We start from the raw sequence: 21,311 nt of genomic DNA, 5'->3' as shown, positions 1-21,311 counted from the left end.
TGCGTTCTGAGCGGGTGCCGTCGGCGGACAGGGCCGGTTCGCAGATCGGATTGACGAGGATGAGCTCCCTCCATCGCGACGGCTGCTCCGCGGCCAGGTGCGACGCGACCACGGACCCGAAGGAATGACCGAGGAGCACGGGTCTGGCCGCCGCCTCCGGTGCCGTGGCCGGGCGCCCGGTGGCGGGTATCGGGACCAGGCCCAGCGTCTGGACCGCAGCGGCCACGGCCGTGGCGTAGTGCGCGACGGTGTGCTCGGCGTCCGGGAAGGCGGGGGAGTGCCCGAACCCGGGCAGCTCGGGGAGGTAGAACTCCATCTCCGGGAGACAGTCGGCGAGCAGCGCCAGCCCATGGTGATCGCCGCGGAACCCGTGGATCATGACCACCGGTGTGGTGGGTCCTTCTGCGCCCTGGCGGGGTTCCGTCGCGTAGTGCCAGACGGCGATCGGGGTGGCGCGGCCTGAGACGGGGTCCGGCACCTCGACGATCCGCCGTTCCGGGGTCCTCGCCCGGTGGCCGGTGATCACCGCGGTGTCGCGCGGGGCCGGGGGGACGAGGAGGCGATCCCTCCACCGGATGGGCAGGGGGCGTCTGCCGCCTGGGGTCCGCTCGGTGTTCACACGGTCAGCCTACCGATCCGTCGGTGTCAGACGGCGAACGGGGGACTAGGTCAAACACCCCATCGTCGGCCGATGAAGATGGGGGATTCGCCCGATCCGACGCTCGAGGCGGACTCCTAGCGTGGGTTCCGGAAGCATCAGCCGATCTGGAGAGCGACGACGACCATGGACTTCGACCTGGCGGTACTGGCGGGAGTGATCTCCTCCATCGTCTTCGTCGGCAGCGTGCTGCCGATGCTGATCAAGGCCGTGCGGACCCGGGACCTGGCGTCGTACAGTCTGGGCAACCTCTTGCTGGCGAACCTCGGCAACGTCGTGCACTCCGTCTACGTGTTCAGCCTGCCGACCGGTCCCATCTGGGCCCTGCATGGCTTCTACCTCCTGACCTCGGCCTTCATGCTCGCGATGTACCTGCGCCATCGGGAACCACGGCCCCGGGCGGGGCTCGGTCGTGGCGTCTCCTCTGACGTCCGCCCGAGCGACGGACGCGCAGGCTCGGGGATCGCGGTCGACGGCCGGGCAGCGGCGGGACGACCGGACGGCGACCTCCAGGGAGCCGGTGCCCTGCGCTAGCAGCGGGGTCGAGGGGCCCAGCGCCTCATCCACCGGCATCGTCGTGGGGCGGCAGGTCAGTCTTCGATGAAGGGGTTGGCGCACGCCCAGCCGTCGGGGTTCTGATGGCAGTCCTCGGCGACGTTCTTGGCCTCGGATCGCCAGATGTCGGCCTCAACCGGGGTGCTGGGCACGCTGGCGGTGCCGGGAATGGCGATCCAGGGGCCACCGTTGACGGAGAACTGTCCCCGGTAGGCGGTGGCCACCGTGACCGGGAAGGTACCGGTCTGCTGGTAGGCGTGGGACGTGGTGGTCTCCTGGTTGAACTCGCGCTGCGGACCGCCCGGAGTGGTGCTGACCAAGGGGGCGGTGCCGTCGCCGTACGTGAACGTCCACTGCACCGGGATCGCCTGGATGGCGACCTGCTGGCCCAGCATGGTGGTGTTGAGGGTCTGGGGCTCCTCGGTGGCATAGAAGTTGGTGTTGACGAGTACTCTTCACACGCTAACCCTGTAGGATCTAGTCATGACCACGGCATTCATCTATACCCGCATCTCGTCTGACCGCTCCGGGGACGAGCTGGGCATCCAGCGGCAGGAGGCGATCTGCCGGGACTATGCCGACCGACACGGCCTGATGGTGGTGGAAGTTTTTGCAGACAACGACATTTCGGCATTTTCCGGGAAGCCGCGTCCGGCCTACGAGGAGATGCTGGCTCGTCTGCGAGCGCGGGAGGTCTCTACGGTTCTGGTCTACAAGGTGGACAGGCTGTACCGTCGCGTTGCTGATCTGTCCACTTACGTTGACGCGTGCGGCGGTGAGCGGGGCATCTCCACGATTGCCGTGAAGGGCGGGGGAGTAATTGATCTTTCGACTTCAGCCGGTCGCCTCAATGCCGGGGTTATGGCTCAGTTCTCCGAGTTCGAATCCGATGTGAAGGCTGAGCGGCTCCGAGACAAGTTCGCCCAGCTGGCACGTTCCGGCGGATACCACGGCGGTCCGGTTCCCTTCGGCTGGAAAGTGGAGTTCGACGAGCACGGAAAGGTGTCACGGGTAGTCGACCAGGAGAAGGCGCAAGCTGTGGAACAAGCAGCGCGTGACGTGTTGGCGGGGGTATCCGTGGGTGTGGTCATGCGCCGATGGAATGACCAGGGGTGGACTGGCAGTAGGAGTGCACCGTTTACGCAGACCTCGGTGCGGAACGTCTTGAAGCGGCCAGCCAATGCGGGGTTTGCGGTTCATCAAGGTCATGCGCTGGAAGGTGTGCCGGGGCCCTGGCCCGCGATTATGTCGGTCGACCTATGGCGGGGTGTGCGGGCGGTGCTGTCCGACCCCTCCCGGCGCCGTGCACCGACCAATAAGCCGAAGCATCCTCTCTCGGGGATTGCACAGTGCTGGTGTGGCGCGCTGCTGTATGCCTCGTCTGTAGGTTCTCGGGGCAAGGTGGTGCCGGTCTATCGGTGCAAGGTTCAGGGGCCTGGGCATGTGGCCATCATCAGAGATGGCCTTGACCTGCTGGTTCGCCGCGTTGCAGCGGCGTTGTACGCGTTCGTCGAGCGCCAGGCAGACCGTATGCGGGTGAGCGAAGAGGTTGTCACTGAACGAGCCAACCTGGAATCGGAGTTGGCGGCGCTCGCGGCTCGGCTCGATGAAGTCGTTCGCATGTACGCGAACGGAGGACTCTCTGAGGGAGTGCTTTCCAAGACCTCGACGGCGCTAGAAGTTCAGATGAATGAGAAGCGGGACAGGCTGAACGAACTATCCACCGCTGTCCCGGTGCTCCCTTCTTCCCCCGAGGTTGAGGCGGTGGATGAGTCCTCTGCGATGTTCGAGCGGTTCGCTGGACTCCCTATCGACGAGCAGCGTGACTTTCTCCGTCAGTACATGAATGTTGTTTGTTGGCCCGGGTGGGGCAACGCTCGAACAGACCTTGGGGACAGGGTGGTGGTTGTCCTGAAGTCGAACACGATTGGGCCGGGTCCGCTCTCGCGTGAAGACATAGACGGGGCAGGTGCCGCCAATGGTCTCCCCGTGTGGACGTGAGGTGCTAGGACGCGATTTCAAAGCCTTATTCCTTGTCGAGCGGTTTCTGACCGTAGGCGGCAATAGGCGCCGTTAGAAGCGATCCTGTGGTCGTCAGGGCTCCTCCAGCTTCCGAAGTGCGCGAGCCAGGGTGACCGATTCCAGCACGGCCTTCACGGTTGAAGCGTGCCACTTACCTCCGCTGGCGGTGGCCACATTCTCGACGGTGAGCCGGTCCGCGATCTTCCGCAGGGATAGGCCCTGCTTTTTCAACTCGTTGACGTAAAGAGCCGTCTCTAGGGGAAGTTCCGCCTTCCGCCCCATGTGCTTTCCCGTCTGTTCTTTGATCTTGGCCATGCCATCGCGGGTGCGCTCGCCGATCCTCTTACGCTCCAGCTCAGCGAACGTCATGGTCACTTGAGCCATGGCCGCGCCGGTGGGGGTAGTGGTGTCCACGTTTAGGTCTAGTGCTACGACGGCCCAGCCCTGCCGCTGGCCCAGCTTCATGATCCCAGCGAAGTCGGCCACGTCGCGGCTCAGCCGGTCCAGCTTGGACACGGCCAGCGCATCGGCCCGACGTGCTTTGAGGTCGGCCAACACTTGAGCCAACACGGGACGCCCCTCCAGAGACTTTGCACTGGCGGCATCCTCCCTGCGTATTTCCAACCCCCAGCCGTGGCGCTCTGCTTCAGCCTGGAGGGCAGCCACTTGGACCTCCGGGCCTATGTCCTGCTTGTCAGTAGAGACGCGAACGTACCCCAGCACGCGGAGCGGCTGGCCGGGAGCGGTGTGAGGGGTTGTCATCCACCCAGTGTACAAGTAGGGACCCCTTCGTGTACACCAAGGGCTGATGACCGCCCTTCGCCGTGAGCCTTGACTTGAACATGTAACTCTGGTCGGCGGCTCCGTGGGCGCTCCTCTTCACCATAATGATGACGATGGCGGCCCAGATCTTTTGCTGCCGTTCGCGGAGTGGGTCCTCGGGTAGTTTCGGGGGATTCTTTTGGTTCCATGCACTCTCGATCCGGCATACGCAGTCCTCGTAGTCCTCCAGCTCGTGCGGCCAGACCGCCCTGCAGAGTCGGCGGCGACAAGCAAGGGTGGGGGATACCCCTTGGCGCCCATCGGTCACTACCGCACGTGGATACGACCTTGGTCGGGCACGGGTTTTAAAGCCCGCCGTTCCTTTGCTGACCAGAGGAAATACCCACCTGCCGATCCTCCGGTTCCAGCAGCACGCCCTGCCCCCACCCCCGCATGAAGCGTCGGTTCCAGACGGGCCAGCGAAACCAGACCCGCAAAACCCGCGCCTCCAGCGGGGACAGCTTCAGCTCCTCGAAGATGCGGGCAGACATCCGCAACCCGGCCCGGTCCACCTCGGGCGGCTCGGCCGGCGCGACCCCGGCGGGTGCCTCGGGAACGATGGGTGCCGGCACCCCGGATTCGGTTCCTGCCGGTTGCTTCCTGTTGGGGTCCCACGAGGCCGAGTAGTCCAGCTCGGGAGTCTTCAACGGCAGGCCGTTCAACCCAGCGAACACCATCAACGACAGGCGAATCTCCCCGGACTCCTCCGGCCGGTACCAGTAGCCCAATGGGTCTGCACGTCGCAGGTCCCGCAGCTCGATGTTCCGTTCCTGGGTGACCGGCTGGAGGTGCAACGGAGAGACGCACAGTGGTCCCGCCCCGTAGGCACTGCCATGCCGGTGATCCAGCTCCTGACCAATCTCATGGCCTTCCTCGAACAAGTGGTAGCCCATACGATGGGCCACCCACTCCCCGGTGAGCTTCGGCGTGGACCGGTACCGGCCGTATCCTCCCTGGATCTTGCCAACCCACTTCCAGCAACCGGTCTCCCAGTCGGGTTCGATCCTGGCGACGAACTCCCGCTTGACCTCTTCCCGGCCAGACTCTCCCAGCACCTCCACCGACAGCGCCCGGTGCTCGTCGTCCCGGCACCATGGCGCCGGCACGGTCCTGCCCTTGTTGGACCGGGGGTAGAGCCGGACCGTGCATCCTGACGCCGAACACTCCACCGTGTTCTGCCGGTAGATCCGTCGATAGCACGTCCCGCAGACCGGCTCCCGATGGAAATGCAGCACCCTGCGGCGAGTGGCCGGACGATCGCACGGACCGGCCTTGCGGACCGCCGTGCACATGCCCAGAGACTTCATGACCTGGCCTCCTGGACCGGCTCGAAAATGTACCAAGGTCCCGGGTCCGGCCAAGCGGACGTCTGTCGATTCCCCGCACAATGGCTGGGAACGGGCAGGGCGCCGCCTGGCCTAGACCCGTGGACTCTTTCCCCGAAGGAACGAGGGGGTGCGTGCCCGGGACGGAGCCCTAGCGGAGTCCCCCAGACTTCCCAAGGCCCTAATGCCCCGGGGATGGGTCAGCCCTGCTGGGCCTGCTCCCGTGCCTGCTCTTGAGCTTGCTTCCGTTCCTGGATCAGCTCCGCCTGGGCGTTGGACCAAGCCCGATCAAACAGGCCCTTCAGCCGCGTCTCCCCGTGGGGGTTGAAGACCTGATCCCGGTAGGCGAATCCGCTGGGACGGTCCGACAGTCCGATCATGGACAGGCCGGGGACCTCCCGCACGTGGCCCTTGACCCGCTCCATGGTGGCGTAGATGTTCCGGTCCGATTCCTGGATCCGCTGCAGCACGGGACGGAGGATTAGCTTCACGGCATGGGACAGCTCGGCTGCGATCCGGGCCTGCTCATCATCGTTCGCAATGCCCCCGATGCCGGCCACTGCCATGGCCACGGTCAGCCGGGACTGCGCCACGCGGACAGCCCGGCGCCGTGCGGTGACCGCACGCTGGAGGTCGGAGACCTGCTGGGCCATGGCCTGATGCTCCCGGTACTCGCCCGGCTCCACGATGGCGGCCTCGGTGTCCCCGGCCTGGACGGCCTGCCGCAGAGCGTTCACCTTGGCGGCCTGAGTGTTCAGCTCTGTGCGCCTCTGCTCCAGCACAGCCTCGGCCTGGTCCCGTTGCTCCGCAGCCTGGGCCAGCTCCTCTCGGGCGGCGATCAGCTCGGGCGTCTCCTCAGGCGTGATTTCGGACAGCTTGGGCGTAGTGGATTCAATCACTGAATCTCCTTTGATCATCGGGCACAGACATGCCCTTACCGTTAATTCAAAGCCCACACAGCTATTGAGGTTGAACCTCAGTAGAAACGTGGGCTATGCATTCCGGTAAACCCTTCGGGGATGGGGGTGTTGATCACGGCCCGAGCATACACCAGTGCCCGCCGGCAGCCTCCCTGTGCGGATCTAAGGCTCTGTTGGAACTGTGATGCACTCCAGGGGCCACGGACCCTCATGGGCCCTCCAGATGGCGCCCAGCGGCTTCCGGACATGTACCAGCTCCAGGCCGGATCTCGTTTGAGGCGAACCGCCAGCCGATCTGGCAAGATCCATAACCGGCGGGGGGCTGGGCTACAAGCTCCCACACTTTAGGCACATCAAGGGGGCACTCTTTTGAGTCCAAAAGGTGGTGACACGGTGAACTCGAACAATGAGCAGACGGATTCCGAATATGAGTTCTACATGTTCAACGCTCTCGGGCGCATCGCTTGGGGTAAAAGCCATATCTCGAAATTGCAGGACGTCTGGCAATCTTCCGGTGAAGCCTTCCTCGACCGGGCGGGCACCTTGCTTGATGACCGGGGGTGAATATTTACACCCTTCAAGTCAATCAGTTCCTTCATTCGGCGACGCGGTCTCTCCAGGCGGTAGCCGAACTAGTTCCCCATCCGATGGGGCCAGTCCCTATCGAGCAACTCCTCCGGGGTGCATTGCTCTATTCCTTCAAGGCGCTATATGTCCTTCACCCTGAGAACCGTGAAGAGAGGAATGCGAGGGCCGTGAAGCTGTTCGCGAAGGACCGGTGGGAATACGAGGACGCCCTCTGGGAGCAGAGGAGCCTGCTGGGGGAGGAGGTAGGCCCGCGGCCCAAGCGCCCCCGCGTTGCCTCAGAATCGAAGATGCTCAAGGACTGCCTAGATTGTCTGGTAGCTCAGGGAAACTGCGAGTGCGGAAAGCTTGACTGCCCTCAGTACGACCTTAACCTCATCCGCTTGCGGACGACGTCGTGGTGGCGTCTATACAGCGCCGTCGTGCACGGGCAGCTCTGGCACGTTGAAGCCTCCGGTGTACTCGCTCCCAGTGAATCGACGGTTACCACCGGAAACCTAGCTTTAGCTATGTGGGACATCAGCTGGCTGTACCAGCAGGCGGTAGGTAACTTTCTCGTCCGCTACAACTTGGGCCATTTGATAGAACCATTTGTACCCGACTGGCACGAGAAGGTTTGATCGGCTGCGAGTGTACTTGAGACGACTGGCCAAGGAGAAGGAGTGGTGTGGTCGGGATGATTGGGGAGCGGACCAAAGAGGAAGCACTACGTCCTCTGGTTCAGCAAGTATGCGTCCCCTCTGGTTCGTCCAATTCTGATTCTCCATCCACCAAGGCATTTAGACCGCACCTCACCTCAACTGCACTTCAGCGGTTGTCGCTGATTGCTCGCCGTCGACAGATGGCAAGAACCAGTGAGTCGACGACTGGCGCCATGGGTATCACACCCAAGCCGTCAAATGCGGCGACCAAGGGGCATGGGTAGCTGAGCTACCACCGCAGAGGTATGTCGGAAGGCAGTACTTCTGTAGGTTCTCCGTATCCACAGGAATTCAGATACATCCGTAGCGAGTCCAGCGCAAGTTCCGGATGCGACGTAGGACCTTGGATTACTTGCCACAATGGAAGTCGTCCGTCGAAATTACCTTCCGTATCTAATAGCGGGATCTCCACGTACGGAACAAGGCCAAGTGATGACTGGCGAAAACGAACGTCAACAATGTCGTTCGGGGCACCGCTACCATCGGTTGCAGGTTCAGGCGTCTCACTTCCGGCCTTATCGGTCCGCTTCTGAGCGACTCCCTCCACTTCTTGCCGACGACCATCGCGTAGACGGGAATCTTCCTCTACGTCTACCACCCTGATCAGTCGCCACTCTTGTTCTTCCTCAAACGAGGGATGCTTGAAACACAAATGATGCACGGCCAAGGCTTGCTGAAGTTCCTGAATTGCCAGGGGGCGGAACCACTCGCCGATTGAAGCACCCTTCGTTCGGTCTAACACCGACGCAATAATCTGGAACCATGATTCAGTGATCCATTTGACCGATCTGTGTTGCTGATCCCTGCTATAGATGACTTTGCGGAGAATGGTTCGGGGAGGTAATCCATCAGGGTAGTTCATCTGAAGTAAACTCATTCCCAAGGAAACCGGTGCCGTATCCACGCCGTACCCACGCCATTGTGAAAGTAGGTCACCCTTTTCGCACAGACATGCGATGAATGGACGAGCCCCTTGCCCGAACCCATTGGCGATGCCGGAATGATATGGCACTAGACGATGGATACGGTCGTCATCCAAGCTTTGGTAAGCCTCCTTGACAATGCCATCAATGAGTGACGCCGCGTAAGTGAGCTCTGATGCATCGTTCATATACCTAGGGTCAGAGGCCCAAAGTGCGTTGCTCTTGGTGATGCCCCGCAGCCCGTCGACAGTGGTGTAGTGATGTAGCAATGACGGCAGGAAGTCATCCGTGATACTCCATGGGATGGGTGGCGAGCTAAGCTTTGCTCGAAATTTTCCCTGGATCGTGTGCATGCGCCCCTCAATGGTGCTCTGCGATCCGTGGGGATTGGACTTCTCACTTGACTTGGTGGGTTGTGTCACAGGCCCATATTCGCGTGTCCCCGCCCAAACCTCCAATCGCGGTGCCCTGGAGTCTTCATGTCAGTAGCTTGAGACGCCGCGAACCTACGACGGGGCGGGGTGGGCGTGTCCGCGGAGCGGAATTTTTCGACCTGAATCTGGGAGACTTCGTCGCTACCTGTAGTTGGTCCCTATCTTCTCCGGTCTCCTACCCGCTCCCGATTGTCCTCGTGGACGATAGAAACTTCGATGCGGAGACAACTAACCCTTGGTCACTTCGGAAGGTAAAAGATCACCGGGTCCCCGATACAACAAACGAATGCCCAGCGTGCTAGCGAGACGTTGCGCGCGAAGTACCCCCCGTGGTTTGGGGTTCAACTCGACCGCGGCCTCGCCGAGGAGGTCGAACCCGGGGGACCAGATCTGGACGGTTCCCGCGTCAAGGGCCGTAATGCGGAGCCAGGCTCTTGGGGAAGGTACGTCGCCGTACCAAGTTACAGCTGAGACGTTCAGATGTTTGCGCCTCCATTGCCGGTGGAGAGATTGACGGTTGTGTGACACGAATTCTTCCCATGCCGGCCGTGATTCAGGGCTCGGCCACGATTTATTGTCGGCGTACCAGGGAGGGAGTTCGCGGATCCATCGACGCATGTCGACCGCCGAGTTGAAGTCCGCTCCAGTGCTTGTGACGGCGTTTACCGCTGCAAGGCGATGATCGAATCCGGACCGGATGAGCACCGAAGCGGACCAGTAAAAAGTACCTGTCTCGATTGCTGTCACGGCGGTACCGTTCAGCGTTTCAGCCAAGATGTTGCCCTGGGCCGCCTCAAAAACCCTGGCGGCTTCCATGCCCCAGACCAAGCGATAGATCAGATCGGATTCGATGAACTGTGCATTAGCGATTTGATCTCCGGAAAGGTCTGACAGGCTCAGCCCGTGGACCCATCGACGGAGCACGGCCTTCCAGTCAACGACTTCGACTTTAGGCGTAAAGGTGTCGAGCCCGAAGATTGTGGTAGCGATTTGGACGAGCCCGTCAGACGCTAGGACATAATCCTCATCGGCGAGGGCGATTTCGACCCGCTCTATTTGGTCGACTATTTGCTTAGATACTTCAGACAACTTGAGCCCGGCGTCGGCGCCTAGTCCAGCGAGGTACCAGCCGCGTCGCTGGGAAGGCGTGGACGTTCGCCATAGATGTCGGACTCTGGCCGCTATCAACTGGCGAGCGGCTGACGCCACATCAGCGTCATGCCGGCGTAGCTGACGATCCCACAGCGATCCAACTAGAGCATCAGCGATCACCTGCGTAGCAGCATCGGGGTCTGCATCGTAAGCGCCGTCTCCGATGATGCTGAGAAGACCGATGTCGAGTAGTGAAAGGTTGGATGTCCATGTGGTGGCGGCTGTTGCTTGTTCCTCCTCCGATTCATGTTGCAGGATGGGAAGGCTCCAGTTCGGGGCCCCTGTGAGATATTCCAGAAAAGGTTCAATGGGCCCGGCTCCGCGCGAGACGTACATGCGGCGGAGCAGGGCAGAGCCAACTTCAATGAGGCCGGAATTGAGCGCCTTGCCTCCGTCGCCCTGAGTCAATTGGAGCCAATCTTGCCGTTGTCGCCGCCGTTGGCGCTGTCGTTGCTCGAAGATTGGATAGAGCACGAGTCCTTCTGTGTCGACGAATGCGCGCCCGGCCCGGCCAATCACATTCGAAAAATCTGCACCCTTGAGCAGGTCTCCTCCCCGCCGGAGTTGGTGGAATAACACGGCCGACGCCGATAGGTTGAGGCCCTGAGCGAGCGTTGGCGAGGCAACAGTCACCTTCAGCTGGCCCTCGTGGAGAAGCTTCTCCACTTCTCTGCGGAACGGGCTTGGTAAGGCTCCGTGGTGAATAGCGACACCCAGTTCGAGGCACTTCAAGAGCGGATGATCGACACCGAACCACTCCTTTCCTACTGCGAGCACACCGCTCAGATTGACATGATCGGGAAGGACGGAGCTGATGAGGCCTTGCTTGTGGAGTCGTAGAATTTCACGCGCATACGGTTCGACTGAGTTGCGTTGAGGGCAGAAGACGAGAACTGTCTCACCCTCTTCAACCAAACGCCACGCCGTCGCGATCACAAGCTCACGCTGGTTCTGGGGGAACTGGTTCCGCCGCCTTCCGGTCGGTTGCTTCGCCTCGACGTAGCGAGGGATGAACGGCTGATCTGATCCGAGAGTGATTGCCAACCCCGCGTGATCGTCACGCCACTCAACTAGGCCGAATCGCTGGAGAGTTGGACGCCAAGTTTCTTGGTGCAGTCCGTCGGGCTGGTCCTTAGTTATCCAGGCGACGAAGTCCTCCAACTCTGCGCCGGAGGGAAACACGGCGGACAAGCAGACGATCCGTCGCGTCGAGGCGTCCGGGCGCCTAAGGAGCCGCTGGATCTGGGCCTCGTATCGGACCTCACGCTCGGAAGCGCCGATCATGTGGCCCTCGTCGAGAACTATCAGGCCGACATCGTCCAGAACGGAGGGATCAGATCTGAGCGCGAAGTCCAGCTTCTCGGGGGTAGCGACCACGATGTCGCTCGAGTGCAACATGTCATCATCTAACTCGCTGATCCCCATACTTCCGTACAGCGACGACACCCGCACGCCGAGTGGGCCGAATGTGCGGGCTAGGATTTTTTCAGTTTGGGCAGAGAGCGCCCTGAGCGGGGTGACATAGACCGTACGCCGCCTTTGCGCCAGACAGGTCAAGATGGCCAACTCGGCAATTCGGGTCTTGCCAGCACTCGTGGGAAGTGCGACGACGAGGTCGCGAGAGTCGGCGAAGATCCGTTCCACAACGTTGAGCTGCGAGGGCCACAGGTCGATCTCGGACCTTCGTCGTCCCAAAAGCGTCTCGATGAAGGTGCTTCGCAGGTACCGCCAGCGAGGTACTTCGTCATCTCGACCTGTTGGCGGGACGTCTGGAATGTTTCTGCCGATGCTGGTGTCGTTAAGGTCGCTGAGCATCCGGCGGGTGAGTCGGTAGACCCACCAAGGACCAGGAGCATTTACTTCCATTGAGGCTTGCTCGCCCAAAGCGATTTCCTCCAGGGCTGCGGCCAGGAGCTCGCGGTCGCCGACTTCAATCGCAAACAACGCTAAGGATACTGCTGAGAGGTAGTTCTCGCTTAGTAGTAGGGCAACGGGGCCGAGCCGACGCACCGCATCGTTGTCGGCGCCGCTGGAGAGGGAAGCGAGCAGAGAGTCATCCGTGACTGCTGCGGAAGAGCGCAGCAGTCTTGTTCGTTCCTCTATGGCGTCAAGATCGCGCATCATCAGGTCCGCTAGTGTGAGTTCCATAGGCGTGAGCTGGCCTGACTCCCGACTACTCTCCGTAAGTGAGAAGGCGCGAGCGGCGTATCCACCGAGATGGCTGCCCGCACCCGCAATGAGTCGGTGAAACATGTTGTCGGGGGCGTCTGCGGCATTTCGAGTTGCCGCTTCTAAGGCGTACGAACTCTGTATGAACGCGTGACGAGCGACCTCCGTCTGACTGCTTGCTTTATTCTCAACGTCATCGTCTCTCTCCAGTTCCTCGAGTAACTCCAATCCGTTGGTGAGCAGTGCGTAGCCATAGTTGAGGAGGTCAGCGTCCAGAAAGGGGCTGAACTCGGGTGAACCCTCCGGAAGGATGCCATAGCGACGAATCATCGACTGGGCCTGTCCTCGCGCGAGGAGGCGATTACGGAAGTCTGGATCGATGACAGCGGCGAGCTGGCGGGCTAATTCATCAGAGTTACGGGACATCAGCAACCACTCCGTCGTAGGCGTCACGGATGAATTTCTGGTGTTCCCTGACCCGCAGGGTGATGATCAGCTGTCTCACTACACCCTCGTAGGCGTTTAGGTCTGCGAGTACATGCGCACTCGGATCACTGCTTGTGAAGAGAAACATCAGGTGACCCACCTGGTGCGGCCTCAAGCCGCCGGTAAGTTGCACATCGAGCACCGCCTCGCCAACCGCGATGTCTGGCGACTTCAGCAGTCGGACAGCAAACTGCGACAAGGAGTGAGGGGACGGCATCTCCTCGTTACGGGCGAGCCCTTCCCGGGCAGCCTTAACCGTTGCTGCACCGAGCTTGACGGCGCTCTTGGCCTCGCCCTTAACCAAATACAATTCTGAGTTGGCTCCGACCCGAGCGGCGAGGACGTCATCGCCCCTCATCGCCCACTCTTGGTGGTCACGGTCAATCAGCCGGCTAGGCCCGACGACGTAACCGCGCTCCTCGTAGAGATAGGCGGTCGCCAAAATCTCGCCCATGTCGCCCGATCGAGCGCCCTTTTCCGCGGGCAAGCGGTCGCGGAGAAACGCCGCCACTCCGGACTTGCCACGCCGCTCGGCGACGAACGCGAGCGCCGGAGTGTCAGCATAAGCATTGGGAAGCATCTCAGTTATGAGCGCCACGCCAGTAGCTTCATCGTGAGCCTCAAGCATGCCGATCCGGTGCATCTGGTGCGATGTCAACGCCGGTTGCGAGCACCAAGTATTGAAGCTGATCATGACGAGACCCCTTCCTATCGCCCGTCAGGTAGGTGCAAGCAGTACAGGCTTCTAATACTTGCAGAGCCTCGTGCGCAGGTGAGACCCCGTTTCTGTGTACCTGAATAACCTCCAGCCACCGACCATGCGTCCCGTTAGCGGGTTAGCGTGTGATCGAAGTTGGCGTTGGCCCGGATCAGTCCGAACCCGCCGGAGTCCGACTTGATCTTCGAGGGGGCGATGTCCAGACGCCGGAAGTCAGCGAGCGTCACGACGGGCATCGGTGGAGCCTCCGGTTCGGCCTCTGCTGGGTCACTGATGACCGGGTCCGACGGTTCGGAGCAGAACGGTTGTCCGAAGCGCTGTAACGAGTTGGTGGGATCAGCAGGTTCATAGCGTGCCCGGATGACGTACTGGCTTCCAGCCTGGGTGCATAAGGTCTGCTCCATTTCGAAGCAGTCGATGTACCCTGTTCCGTCGTTTTCATGCCCCCCGAGGCAAAAAGGCTGAAGTAGCTCTACATATTGCGACTTGGGCTCGGTATTCGCTGGGGACCTCGAAATGGACTCAGATGATTCCGAACTGTCAAGGTCCACAACCTCATCACCAGCGGCCTGATCCTTCTCGACTCTTAAACCCGCACTGGCATCTCCAGTATTGGCCTTAATGCGGCTGAACGGATCGTCAATATCGGCAACAGCCGTAAATGGACTAGGGGCCAGCAGTGCAGAAATTGTAAATACAACCAACAACCTGGTCAGAGCTACAGTCTTCATTGCACGCTCATGGCTTCGATCTGCCACTGCCCGCCGGAGTATCTGGCGCCGGCGCCCCAGCCGACGTCTTTGCTGCCATCACCCGAAGCCGATTTCACCCTTGAACCGTCGGGCCGGTAGACCTCACCGGGCGCCTCCGAAACCATCAAGATCGCCCGTCCACCGAGATTGTTGTTATCGAGCGAACTAAATGCGACCTCCATTTCTGTGTCTCCTATGTCTGCCCAACCGTCAGCCTTATAAATTGCTGGCCAGTTCTTGATCAACTCTTCACACAAGGCACAGTCATCGGTTGAGACTGCTCGCAGTGGGTCAGGGTCGCCAGTCAGTTTGAGGTACCGCTCCGCTTCCCACCAATACTCCAGCGCGGCCTCCAGGCCCTCCTGGGTCTGCTCCTTGGCGGCAGGCGGCATCTCGGGGACCGGCACGTTCTGGGCGGGCCCGTCGGAGGACGCCGGGACGAACTCGCCCTCCGTCGCGTCAGGAGACGCCGTTGAGGACCCCGAGGGCGCTGCTGAGTCCTTCGCGTCCTCGGATGCGCTCGGCTCCGGCACGGCCTCGCTCGATGCCGAGGTTGTGCTCACCGGAGCGCCGGTGTCCGGATCGTCGGCACCACTGCCGCAAGCGGTCAGCGCCAGGGCCAGTACCGCCCCCGCAACACCCGCCCGCGCGGCCCGGCGACTCATCAGCAACGTGCTCACTCGTTCAGTCATGGAGGAACCCCCGTCAGGCCACGAGGCCAGCCACCGGAGCCGCGCTCGCACGCCCCGGCCTGCCATCCCCACAGCAGTTCAAAGAGCCTAGTCATCCCGTGTCCCAGGCCACACTCGACATTCAAACACAGCCGCCCCATCCGCTGTCCGCCCTGTCCACAGCCGGTATCCTGCCGCCATGCCTCCCAGCGCCGTGATCAGCATCGACCAGGGCACCACTTCCACCCGCGTCGTGGTGATGGACCAGTCCGGCACCATCATCGCCAGTGCCCAGCGCGAGCACCGCCAGCACTTCCCGCGCCCGGGGTGGGTGGAACACGACCCGGTGGAGATCTGGGAGAACACCCGGGAGCTGAGCGGCCTGGCACTGACCCGCGCCCGGATGCGCCCGGGGGACATCGCCGCCGTCGGGATCACGAACCAGCGCGAGACGACCGTCCTGTGGGACTCGGTCACCGGCCGGCCCGTCCACCGGGCCCTGGTCTGGCAGGACTCGCGCACCGACGCCCTGATGGGCCGGCTCCGCTCCGACGGACACGAGGACGCGGTCCGCGCGCGCACGGGACTGCCCCTGGCCTCCTACTTCGCCGCGGGCAAGATCGCCTGGATGCTGGAGAACGTCCCCGAGGCCGCCGACCTGGCCCGCAACGGCCGCCTGCGCGCCGGCACCATCGACAGCTGGCTGCTGTGGAACCTCACCGGTGGCACGGACGGCGGAGTCCACGCCACGGACGTCACCAACGCGTCGCGCACCCTGCTCATGGACCTGGACACCCTCGACTGGGACGAGGACCTCGCGTCGGTCTTCGGCATCGACCCGGACCTGGCGGCCTCGATGCTGCCCCGCATCCATCCGTCGGTGGGAGAGCTCGGCACCATCGTGGGGGCCGAACCGCTGAACGGCGTCCCGGTCTGCGGCATCCTCGGCGACCAGCAGGCGGCGACCTTCGGCCAGGCGGCCTTCGACCGCGGGGACGTGAAGAACACCTACGGCACGGGATGCTTCATGCTGCAGAACACCGGCACGACGGCGGAGCCCTCCTCCCACGGACTCGTCACCACGGTCGCCTACCAGGTGGAGGACGCGCCGGCCGCCTACGCGCTGGAGGGCTCCGTGGCCGTGGCCGGTTCGCTCGTGCAGTGGCTGCGGGACAACCTCGGCCTCATCCGCACCTCGGCCGAGGTCGAGGCGCTCGCGGGCACCGTGGAGGACAACGGGGGCGTCTACTTCGTGCCCGCGTTCTCCGGTCTCTACGCGCCCTACTGGCGTCCAGACGCCCGCGGGTTGATCGCCGGACTGACCGGTTATGCCACGGCGGGACACCTGGCCCGGGCGGCCCTGGAGGCGACCGCCTACCAGTCGCGGGACGTGCTGGAGGCGGTGGTGGCGGACACCGGCCAGCGTCCCGAGGAACTGCGGGTGGACGGCGGCATGACCGTCAACGACGACCTGATGCAGTTCCAGGCCGACATCCTGGGCGTCCCGGTGGTGCGTCCGGAACAGGTGGAGACGACGGCGGTCGGGGCCGCCCATGCCGCGGGACTCGCCGCCGGCGTGTGGTCGGGCCTGGAGGAACTGGCCGGACTCTGGCGCGAGGACGCCCGCTGGGAACCGCGCATGGACGCCCGACACCGGGACGACCTGCTCGAGCACTGGGCCCGGGCCGTCGACCGCTCACTGGACTGGACGCCGGGCGCGCCGGAGTAGGATGGACGGGCGCGTCGAGCGCCCGGTTGACGGGCCGGCGTCGTGATGTTGACACCCCGTTTCCCCCGCACTTCAAGGACAGGACTTCCGTGAGCCAGGCAGCGCAAGGTACTCCCCAGGACCCCGTGACGGGGCAGGCCACCCAGGCCGCGCCCGAGGAGTACTCGTTCCGGGCCCTAGAGGACCGCTGGGGCGGTTACTGGGAGAAGCACGAGACCTTCGCGCCGCTGGACGACGGGTCCGCGGAGCGCCGCTACGTGCTGGACATGTTCCCCTACCCGTCCGGTGACCTGCACATGGGCCACGCGGAGGCCTTCGCCATGGGCGACGTCGTCGCCCGGTACTGGACGCAGCTCGGCTACGACGTGATGCACCCGATCGGCTGGGACTCCTTCGGGCTGCCCGCGGAGAACGCCGCCATCAAGAACAACGCCCACCCGGCCGAGTGGACCTACCGGAACATCGAGACGCAGAAGTCCTCGTTCCAGCGCTACGCGATCTCCACCGACTGGTCCCGCCAGCTGCACACCTCCGACCCCGAGTACTACCGGTGGACCCAGTGGCTGTTCCAGCAGTTCTACGCCAAGGGCCTGGCCTACCGGAAGGACTCCCCGGTCAACTGGTGCCCGAAGGACCAGACGGTGCTGGCCAATGAGCAGGTCGTCAACGGCGCCTGCGAGCGCTGCGGCACACAGGTGACCAAGAAGTCCCTGAACCAGTGGTACTTCAAGATCACCGACTACGCCGATCGCCTGCTCGAGGACATGTCCGAGCTGGAGGGCCACTGGCCCGATCGCGTGCTGGCGATGCAGCGCAACTGGATCGGCCGCTCCGAGGGCGCCCACGTGGACTTCCAGGTCGAGGCGCGCAACGGTCAGCCCGGTCAGTCGATCACCGTGTTCACCACCCGCCCGGACACGCTGTTCGGCTCGACCTTCATGGTCGTGGCCGCGGACGCGGACCTGGCCCTGGAGCTGGTGGACCCGGAGCACCGAGAGGCCCTGGAGGCCTACCGCGAGGAACTGACGCACGTCTCGGAGATCGAGCGGCAGTCCACCGAACGCTCCAAGACCGGGGTGTTCCTGGGCCGGTATGCCGTGAACCCGCTGAACGGCGAGCGACTGCCGATCTGGGCCTCCGACTACGTCCTGGCCGACTACGGCACCGGCGCCATCATGGCCGTGCCCGCCCACGACCAGCGCGACCTGGAATTCGCCCGCGCCATGGACCTGACCGTGCGCATGGTCGTGGACACCGGTGAGGAGGACCCGGCGGTGTCCGGCGTGGCCACCACCGGGGACGGCACCCTGGTGAACTCCGGCGAGCTGGACGGCCTGGACAAGACCGCCGCGATCAGCCGCGCCATCGAGATCCTGGACGGCCGGGGCACCGGCCGCGGCACCGTGAACTACCGCCTGCGGGACTGGCTGCTGTCCCGCCAGCGGTTCTGGGGTGCACCCATCCCGATCGTGCACTGCGCCGGTTGCGGCGAGGTCCCCGTGCCGGAGGACCAGCTGCCCGTGCTGCTGCCGACCGACGTCACCGGGGAGAAGCTGGCGCCGAAGGGCAAGTCCCCGCTGGCCGGCATCGAGGAGTGGGTCAACACCACGTGCCCGTCGTGCGGTGGCGCCGCGCTGCGGGACACCGACACCATGGACACCTTCGTGGACTCGTCCTGGTACTACATCCGCTACGCCTCGGCCCACGACGACACCCAGGTCTTCGACCGTGACGCCGTGGACCGCTGGCTGCCGGTGGACCAGTACGTCGGCGGCGTGGAGCACGCGATCCTGCACCTGCTCTACTCGCGGTTCTTCACCAAGGCGCTCTACGACATGGGCCTGGTGTCCTTCACCGAGCCGTTCAAGGCGCTGCTGAACCAGGGCCAGGTGCTCAACGGTGGCAAGGCCATGTCCAAGTCGCTCGGCAACGGGGTGGACCTCGGTGAGCAGCTGGACACCTTCGGCGTGGACGCGGTGCGCCTGACGATGATCTTCGCCTCCCCGCCGGAGGACGACGTGGACTGGGCGGACGTCTCGCCGTCGGGCTCGGCCAAGTTCCTGGCCCGCGCGTGGCGGCTGGCCCAGGACGTCCAGTCCGCCGGCGCGGCACCGGGCACGGATCCCGACGGCGGCGTGAAGTCCCTGCGCCAGGTCACCCACCGCACGGTGGCGGATGCCGCCCGGTTGCTGGACGAGCACAAGTTCAACGTGGTCATCGCCCGGACCATGGAGCTGGTCAACGCCGCCCGCAAGGAGATCGACTCCGGTGCCGGCGCGGGCGACCCCGCCGTCCGGGAGGCCGTGGAGGCCGTGGCCGTGCTGCTGAGCCTGTTCGCCCCCTACACCGCCGAGGACATGTGGGCCCGGCTGGGCCACGAGCCCTCGGTGGCCCGGGCCGGTTGGCCGGCCGTGGACGAGGCGCTGCTGGTGGAGGACACCACCACCGCCGTGGTCCAGGTCAAGGGCAAGGTCCGGGACCGCCTCGAGGTGGCCGTGGACATCTCCGCGGCCGACCTGGAGGCGCTGGCGTTGGCGTCCGAGGCCGTCCAGCGCGTCCTCGACGGGGCCGAGGTCCGCAAGGTCATCGTCCGCGAGCCGAAGCTGGTCAACATCGTCATCTGAGACCCAGAGCAGGCGACCCGGGGCCGTGGTGCCCCGGGTCGCCTAGGTTGAAGCCGGAACCGTCGGGCGTTGAAGGGAGTGCGCGTGGTCGACATCGCCGACTGGCAGGCCGCCATGCTCGTCCGGATCCGCCAGCTGCGGGCCGCCCAGAGCGGCCGGGTCCGGCTCGGACTCCGTCCGCCGCGGAAGGGACGGACCGCGATCGTCACCGACTCCTCGGCCTCGATCCCGGCTGAGGTGCTCGCCCACCCGCTGGCGCGTGGCCTGCGCCAGGTGCCCATGCCGGTGATGATCGGTGACCAGATCTACACGGACGGCACTCCCGACCTGCTGCGGGAGCTGCCCCTGGCGCTGGCAGCCGGGACACCGGTGAGGACCTCGCGGCCCTCACCCGGTGCGTTCAGTGCCGTGTACCAGTCGCTGGCCGAGACCGGTTTCGAGCAGATCATCTCCGTCCACCTGTCCGGCAGGCTGTCCGGGACCGTGGAGGCGGCGCGGCTGGCCGCGCGGGAGTCCCTCATCCCCGTCTCGGTGGTCGATTCGCACACGGCCGGGTTCGCCCTCGGAACGGTGGTGATCGACGCCGTGATCGGGGCGGGCTTCGGCGTGGCCCCGGACCAGCTGGTGTCCGCCGTGGACGCGGCGAGCCAGGACGCCGGGGTGTTCTTCACCGTGCCCAACCTGGAGCAGTTGCGCCGGGGCGGTCGGATCGGGACGGTGGCGGGCCTGCTGGGGTCCCTGCTGCACGTCAAGCCGGTGCTCACGCTCGAGGACGGGGTGGTCTCCCTCGTCGACCGGCCGCGCACCACGGCCCGGGCGACGGAGCGTCTGGTCGAACTGGTCCGGGAGGCGGCGCAGGACTCGGACACGCCCGGGCCCTCCGAGCGCATCGCGGTCCACGGCTTCGGCAACCAGGAGGCCGCCCACGAACTGGCCGGGCGCCTGCAGAGCCTGTCCGCGATGCCCGTGCCGGTGATCCGGCTCCCCGCGGTGCTGGCCGCGCACCTGGGGCTGGGGGCCCTCGGGGTCACGCTGAACCCCGTGCCCACTCCACAACCCGCCTCCTGACGGCGTGTCGCACCCGCCCGTGACCCTGACGTGCCCGTGGGCCCGTTTCGCCGGGCGAGGGTGGAGCCATGGGACGCCACAGCCACCACGATGCCCCCGTGACGGGGGACTGGGAGCAGCCGCCTCCGGTGGCCCCCCTGTGGCGGGGGCGCGTCGTGACCTCAGCCGTCCTGTTGCTGGCGGTGCTCGCGGCCACGTGGTGGGCCGTCAGCTGGCTGGTGTCACCGACCGGGCCGACGGGTACCCCGGCACCACAGGCCGCCGCCCTCGAGAGCCGGGAGGGACATCCCGACCGTGAGGGCGAGGACGCTGAGCGGCAGGCGGGCACGGACCGCGCCCCCTCGGCCACGGCGGTGCCCGGACCACCGGACGACGGCCTGCCAGGCGCCGGGCCGTCACCGACTGACCAGGACGACGGCACGGCAGCCACCGCCTCCGGGGCCGTGATCGTGCACGTGGCGGGAGAGGTCCACGAACCGGGGCTCGTGGAGCTGCCGCCCGGTTCCCGCGTGGCCGACGCGCTCCATGCCGCCGGCGGGTCGACGACGCGGGCGAGACTCGACCTGTTGAACCTCGCCGCACCGGCCGTGGACGCCAGCCAGATCCTCGTGCCCGGGCCGGACACCCCGCTGGCAACCGGTGGGATGGAACCCGGTGACGGTCCTGGGGGACAGCCGGTGAACGAGGCCTCGGGCGGTTCCGGTTCCCCGAGCGGCACGGTCAACGTCAACACGGCGGATGCCGCCGCGCTCGAACAGCTGCCCGGCATCGGACCCGCGCTGGCCGGCAGGATCGTCGACCACCGTGAGCAGGTCGGACCCTACGGATCATTGGCGGACCTGGACGCGGTGTCCGGCATCGGACCGGCCATGATGGAACGCCTCGACGGACTCGTCAGCTGGTGAGACGACCACGAGGGCGGCCCCAGCACCGGGGTCGCGGGCGCCCCCGGGCCGGTCCTACCGCATCCGGCCCGGTGACGACGATGACGCGGTGG

General features: G+C 64.5%; 18 protein-coding genes. 8 read left to right on the top strand and 10 right to left on the bottom strand.

From position 1 onward, the window contains the following. A partial coding sequence (locus tag CITRI_RS17810) for an alpha/beta fold hydrolase (protein WP_237709068.1) occupies positions 1–526 on the bottom strand: 526 nt, incomplete at its 3' end. Between the two features lie 258 nt (positions 527–784). On the opposite strand from CITRI_RS17810, the gene CITRI_RS17805 reads away from it, so the two are divergent. Further along, on the top strand, positions 785–1,192 hold the full coding sequence (locus CITRI_RS17805; RefSeq protein WP_010145405.1) for a hypothetical protein: 408 nt from the start codon (positions 785–787) through the stop codon (positions 1,190–1,192). A 56-nt stretch (positions 1,193–1,248) separates the two neighbouring features. On the opposite strand, the gene CITRI_RS17800 is transcribed toward CITRI_RS17805, so the two are convergent. Next, a complete protein-coding gene (locus CITRI_RS17800; protein WP_010145403.1) occupies positions 1,249–1,608 on the bottom strand; it encodes a hypothetical protein in 360 nt (119 codons plus the stop codon). 88 nt (positions 1,609–1,696) lie between these two features. On the opposite strand from CITRI_RS17800, the gene CITRI_RS17795 reads away from it, so the two are divergent. Beyond that, positions 1,697–3,214, top strand: a complete 1,518-nt coding sequence (locus CITRI_RS17795) for a recombinase family protein (protein ID WP_010145402.1) — start codon at positions 1,697–1,699, stop codon at positions 3,212–3,214. A gap of 93 nt (positions 3,215–3,307) precedes the next feature. Here the strand turns inward: CITRI_RS17795 and CITRI_RS0113435 are convergent, their stop codons facing one another. The 3 genes from CITRI_RS0113435 to CITRI_RS0113425 form a co-directional block, all read right to left on the bottom strand. After that, positions 3,308–3,997 (bottom strand): recombinase family protein, encoded by a 690-nt coding sequence (locus tag CITRI_RS0113435; protein WP_050813697.1) that lies wholly within the window; start codon positions 3,995–3,997, stop codon positions 3,308–3,310. 365 nt (positions 3,998–4,362) lie between these two features. Then, positions 4,363–5,364, bottom strand: coding sequence for a hypothetical protein (locus tag CITRI_RS17790; RefSeq protein ID WP_010145399.1), 1,002 nt, complete (start codon positions 5,362–5,364; stop codon positions 4,363–4,365). Positions 5,365–5,582: 218 nt separating this feature from the next. Next, positions 5,583–6,281 carry a hypothetical protein gene (locus tag CITRI_RS0113425; RefSeq protein WP_010145398.1) on the bottom strand — a complete coding sequence of 233 codons (699 nt, stop codon included), beginning with the start codon at positions 6,279–6,281 and terminating at the stop codon, positions 5,583–5,585. Between the two features lie 414 nt (positions 6,282–6,695). Here CITRI_RS0113425 and CITRI_RS19710 point away from each other — a divergent pair, with 414 nt between their 5' ends. Continuing rightward, on the top strand, positions 6,696–6,866 hold the full coding sequence (locus tag CITRI_RS19710; protein ID WP_157998934.1) for a hypothetical protein: 171 nt from the start codon (positions 6,696–6,698) through the stop codon (positions 6,864–6,866). A gap of 191 nt (positions 6,867–7,057) precedes the next feature. Continuing rightward, positions 7,058–7,507, top strand: a complete 450-nt coding sequence (locus CITRI_RS0113415; protein WP_010145397.1) for a hypothetical protein — start codon at positions 7,058–7,060, stop codon at positions 7,505–7,507. Positions 7,508–7,817: 310 nt separating this feature from the next. Here CITRI_RS0113415 and CITRI_RS19070 read toward each other — a convergent pair whose 3' ends face one another. From CITRI_RS19070 to CITRI_RS18550, 5 genes are all read right to left on the bottom strand, one after another. Then, positions 7,818–8,864, bottom strand: coding sequence for a DUF2971 domain-containing protein (locus CITRI_RS19070; protein ID WP_083843452.1), 1,047 nt, complete (start codon positions 8,862–8,864; stop codon positions 7,818–7,820). 309 nt (positions 8,865–9,173) lie between these two features. After that, complete coding sequence (locus tag CITRI_RS19065; protein ID WP_040386453.1) at positions 9,174–12,692, bottom strand: DEAD/DEAH box helicase; 3,519 nt, start codon at positions 12,690–12,692, stop codon at positions 9,174–9,176. Then, on the bottom strand, positions 12,682–13,446 hold the full coding sequence (locus tag CITRI_RS0113400) for a hypothetical protein (RefSeq protein WP_010145395.1): 765 nt from the start codon (positions 13,444–13,446) through the stop codon (positions 12,682–12,684). Before CITRI_RS0113400 ends, CITRI_RS19065 begins: the two co-directional genes overlap by 11 nt. A 134-nt stretch (positions 13,447–13,580) precedes the next feature. After that, the gene (locus tag CITRI_RS19460; RefSeq protein ID WP_141566117.1) at positions 13,581–14,201 is read right to left on the bottom strand and encodes a hypothetical protein; all 621 of its coding nucleotides are present in this window, start codon (positions 14,199–14,201) and stop codon (positions 13,581–13,583) included. Next, positions 14,198–14,902, bottom strand: a complete 705-nt coding sequence (locus CITRI_RS18550; protein WP_010145394.1) for a DUF6318 family protein — start codon at positions 14,900–14,902, stop codon at positions 14,198–14,200. Before CITRI_RS18550 ends, CITRI_RS19460 begins: the two co-directional genes overlap by 4 nt. 190 nt (positions 14,903–15,092) lie before the next feature. On the opposite strand from CITRI_RS18550, the gene glpK reads away from it, so the two are divergent. From glpK to CITRI_RS17770, 4 genes are all read left to right on the top strand, one after another. Then, the gene (gene glpK / locus CITRI_RS0113385) at positions 15,093–16,622 is read left to right on the top strand and encodes a glycerol kinase GlpK (RefSeq protein ID WP_010145393.1); all 1,530 of its coding nucleotides are present in this window, start codon (positions 15,093–15,095) and stop codon (positions 16,620–16,622) included. Positions 16,623–16,747: 125 nt separating this feature from the next. After that, entirely contained in the window at positions 16,748–19,246 is a 2,499-nt protein-coding gene (leuS, locus tag CITRI_RS0113380) for a leucine--tRNA ligase (protein WP_010145392.1), read from the top strand. 84 nt (positions 19,247–19,330) lie between these two features. Next, positions 19,331–20,314, top strand: coding sequence for a DegV family protein (locus CITRI_RS0113375; protein WP_237709067.1), 984 nt, complete (start codon positions 19,331–19,333; stop codon positions 20,312–20,314). 68 nt (positions 20,315–20,382) lie between these two features. Then, positions 20,383–21,219 carry a ComEA family DNA-binding protein gene (locus CITRI_RS17770; protein WP_010145389.1) on the top strand — a complete coding sequence of 279 codons (837 nt, stop codon included), beginning with the start codon at positions 20,383–20,385 and terminating at the stop codon, positions 21,217–21,219. Positions 21,220–21,311: the final 92 nt, after the last annotated feature.

The organism is Citricoccus sp. CH26A (assembly GCF_000224415.1).
Classification (GTDB): Bacteria; Actinomycetota; Actinomycetes; order Actinomycetales; family Micrococcaceae; genus Citricoccus.
Note: the sequence above shows the minus strand (reverse complement) of the source record. Positions and strands in the feature narration are given on the sequence as shown.

Excerpts from the sequence above, each read along its gene's own strand:
- CITRI_RS17805 (WP_010145405.1), top strand. The coding sequence starts at position 785 with ATGGACTTCGACCTGGCGGTACTGGCGGGAGTGATCTCCTCCATCGTC.
- CITRI_RS17800 (WP_010145403.1), bottom strand. The coding sequence starts at position 1,608 with ATGCTGGGCCAGCAGGTCGCCATCCAGGCGATCCCGGTGCAGTGGACG.
- CITRI_RS17795 (WP_010145402.1), top strand. The coding sequence starts at position 1,697 with ATGACCACGGCATTCATCTATACCCGCATCTCGTCTGACCGCTCCGGG.
- CITRI_RS0113435 (WP_050813697.1), bottom strand. The coding sequence starts at position 3,997 with ATGACAACCCCTCACACCGCTCCCGGCCAGCCGCTCCGCGTGCTGGGG.
- CITRI_RS17790 (WP_010145399.1), bottom strand. The coding sequence starts at position 5,364 with ATGAAGTCTCTGGGCATGTGCACGGCGGTCCGCAAGGCCGGTCCGTGC.
- CITRI_RS19070 (WP_083843452.1), bottom strand. The coding sequence starts at position 8,864 with ATGCACACGATCCAGGGAAAATTTCGAGCAAAGCTTAGCTCGCCACCC.
- CITRI_RS19065 (WP_040386453.1), bottom strand. The coding sequence starts at position 12,692 with ATGTCCCGTAACTCTGATGAATTAGCCCGCCAGCTCGCCGCTGTCATC.
- CITRI_RS0113400 (WP_010145395.1), bottom strand. The coding sequence starts at position 13,446 with ATGATCAGCTTCAATACTTGGTGCTCGCAACCGGCGTTGACATCGCAC.
- CITRI_RS19460 (WP_141566117.1), bottom strand. The coding sequence starts at position 14,201 with ATGAAGACTGTAGCTCTGACCAGGTTGTTGGTTGTATTTACAATTTCT.
- glpK (WP_010145393.1), top strand. The coding sequence starts at position 15,093 with ATGCCTCCCAGCGCCGTGATCAGCATCGACCAGGGCACCACTTCCACC.
- CITRI_RS17770 (WP_010145389.1), top strand. The coding sequence starts at position 20,383 with ATGGGACGCCACAGCCACCACGATGCCCCCGTGACGGGGGACTGGGAG.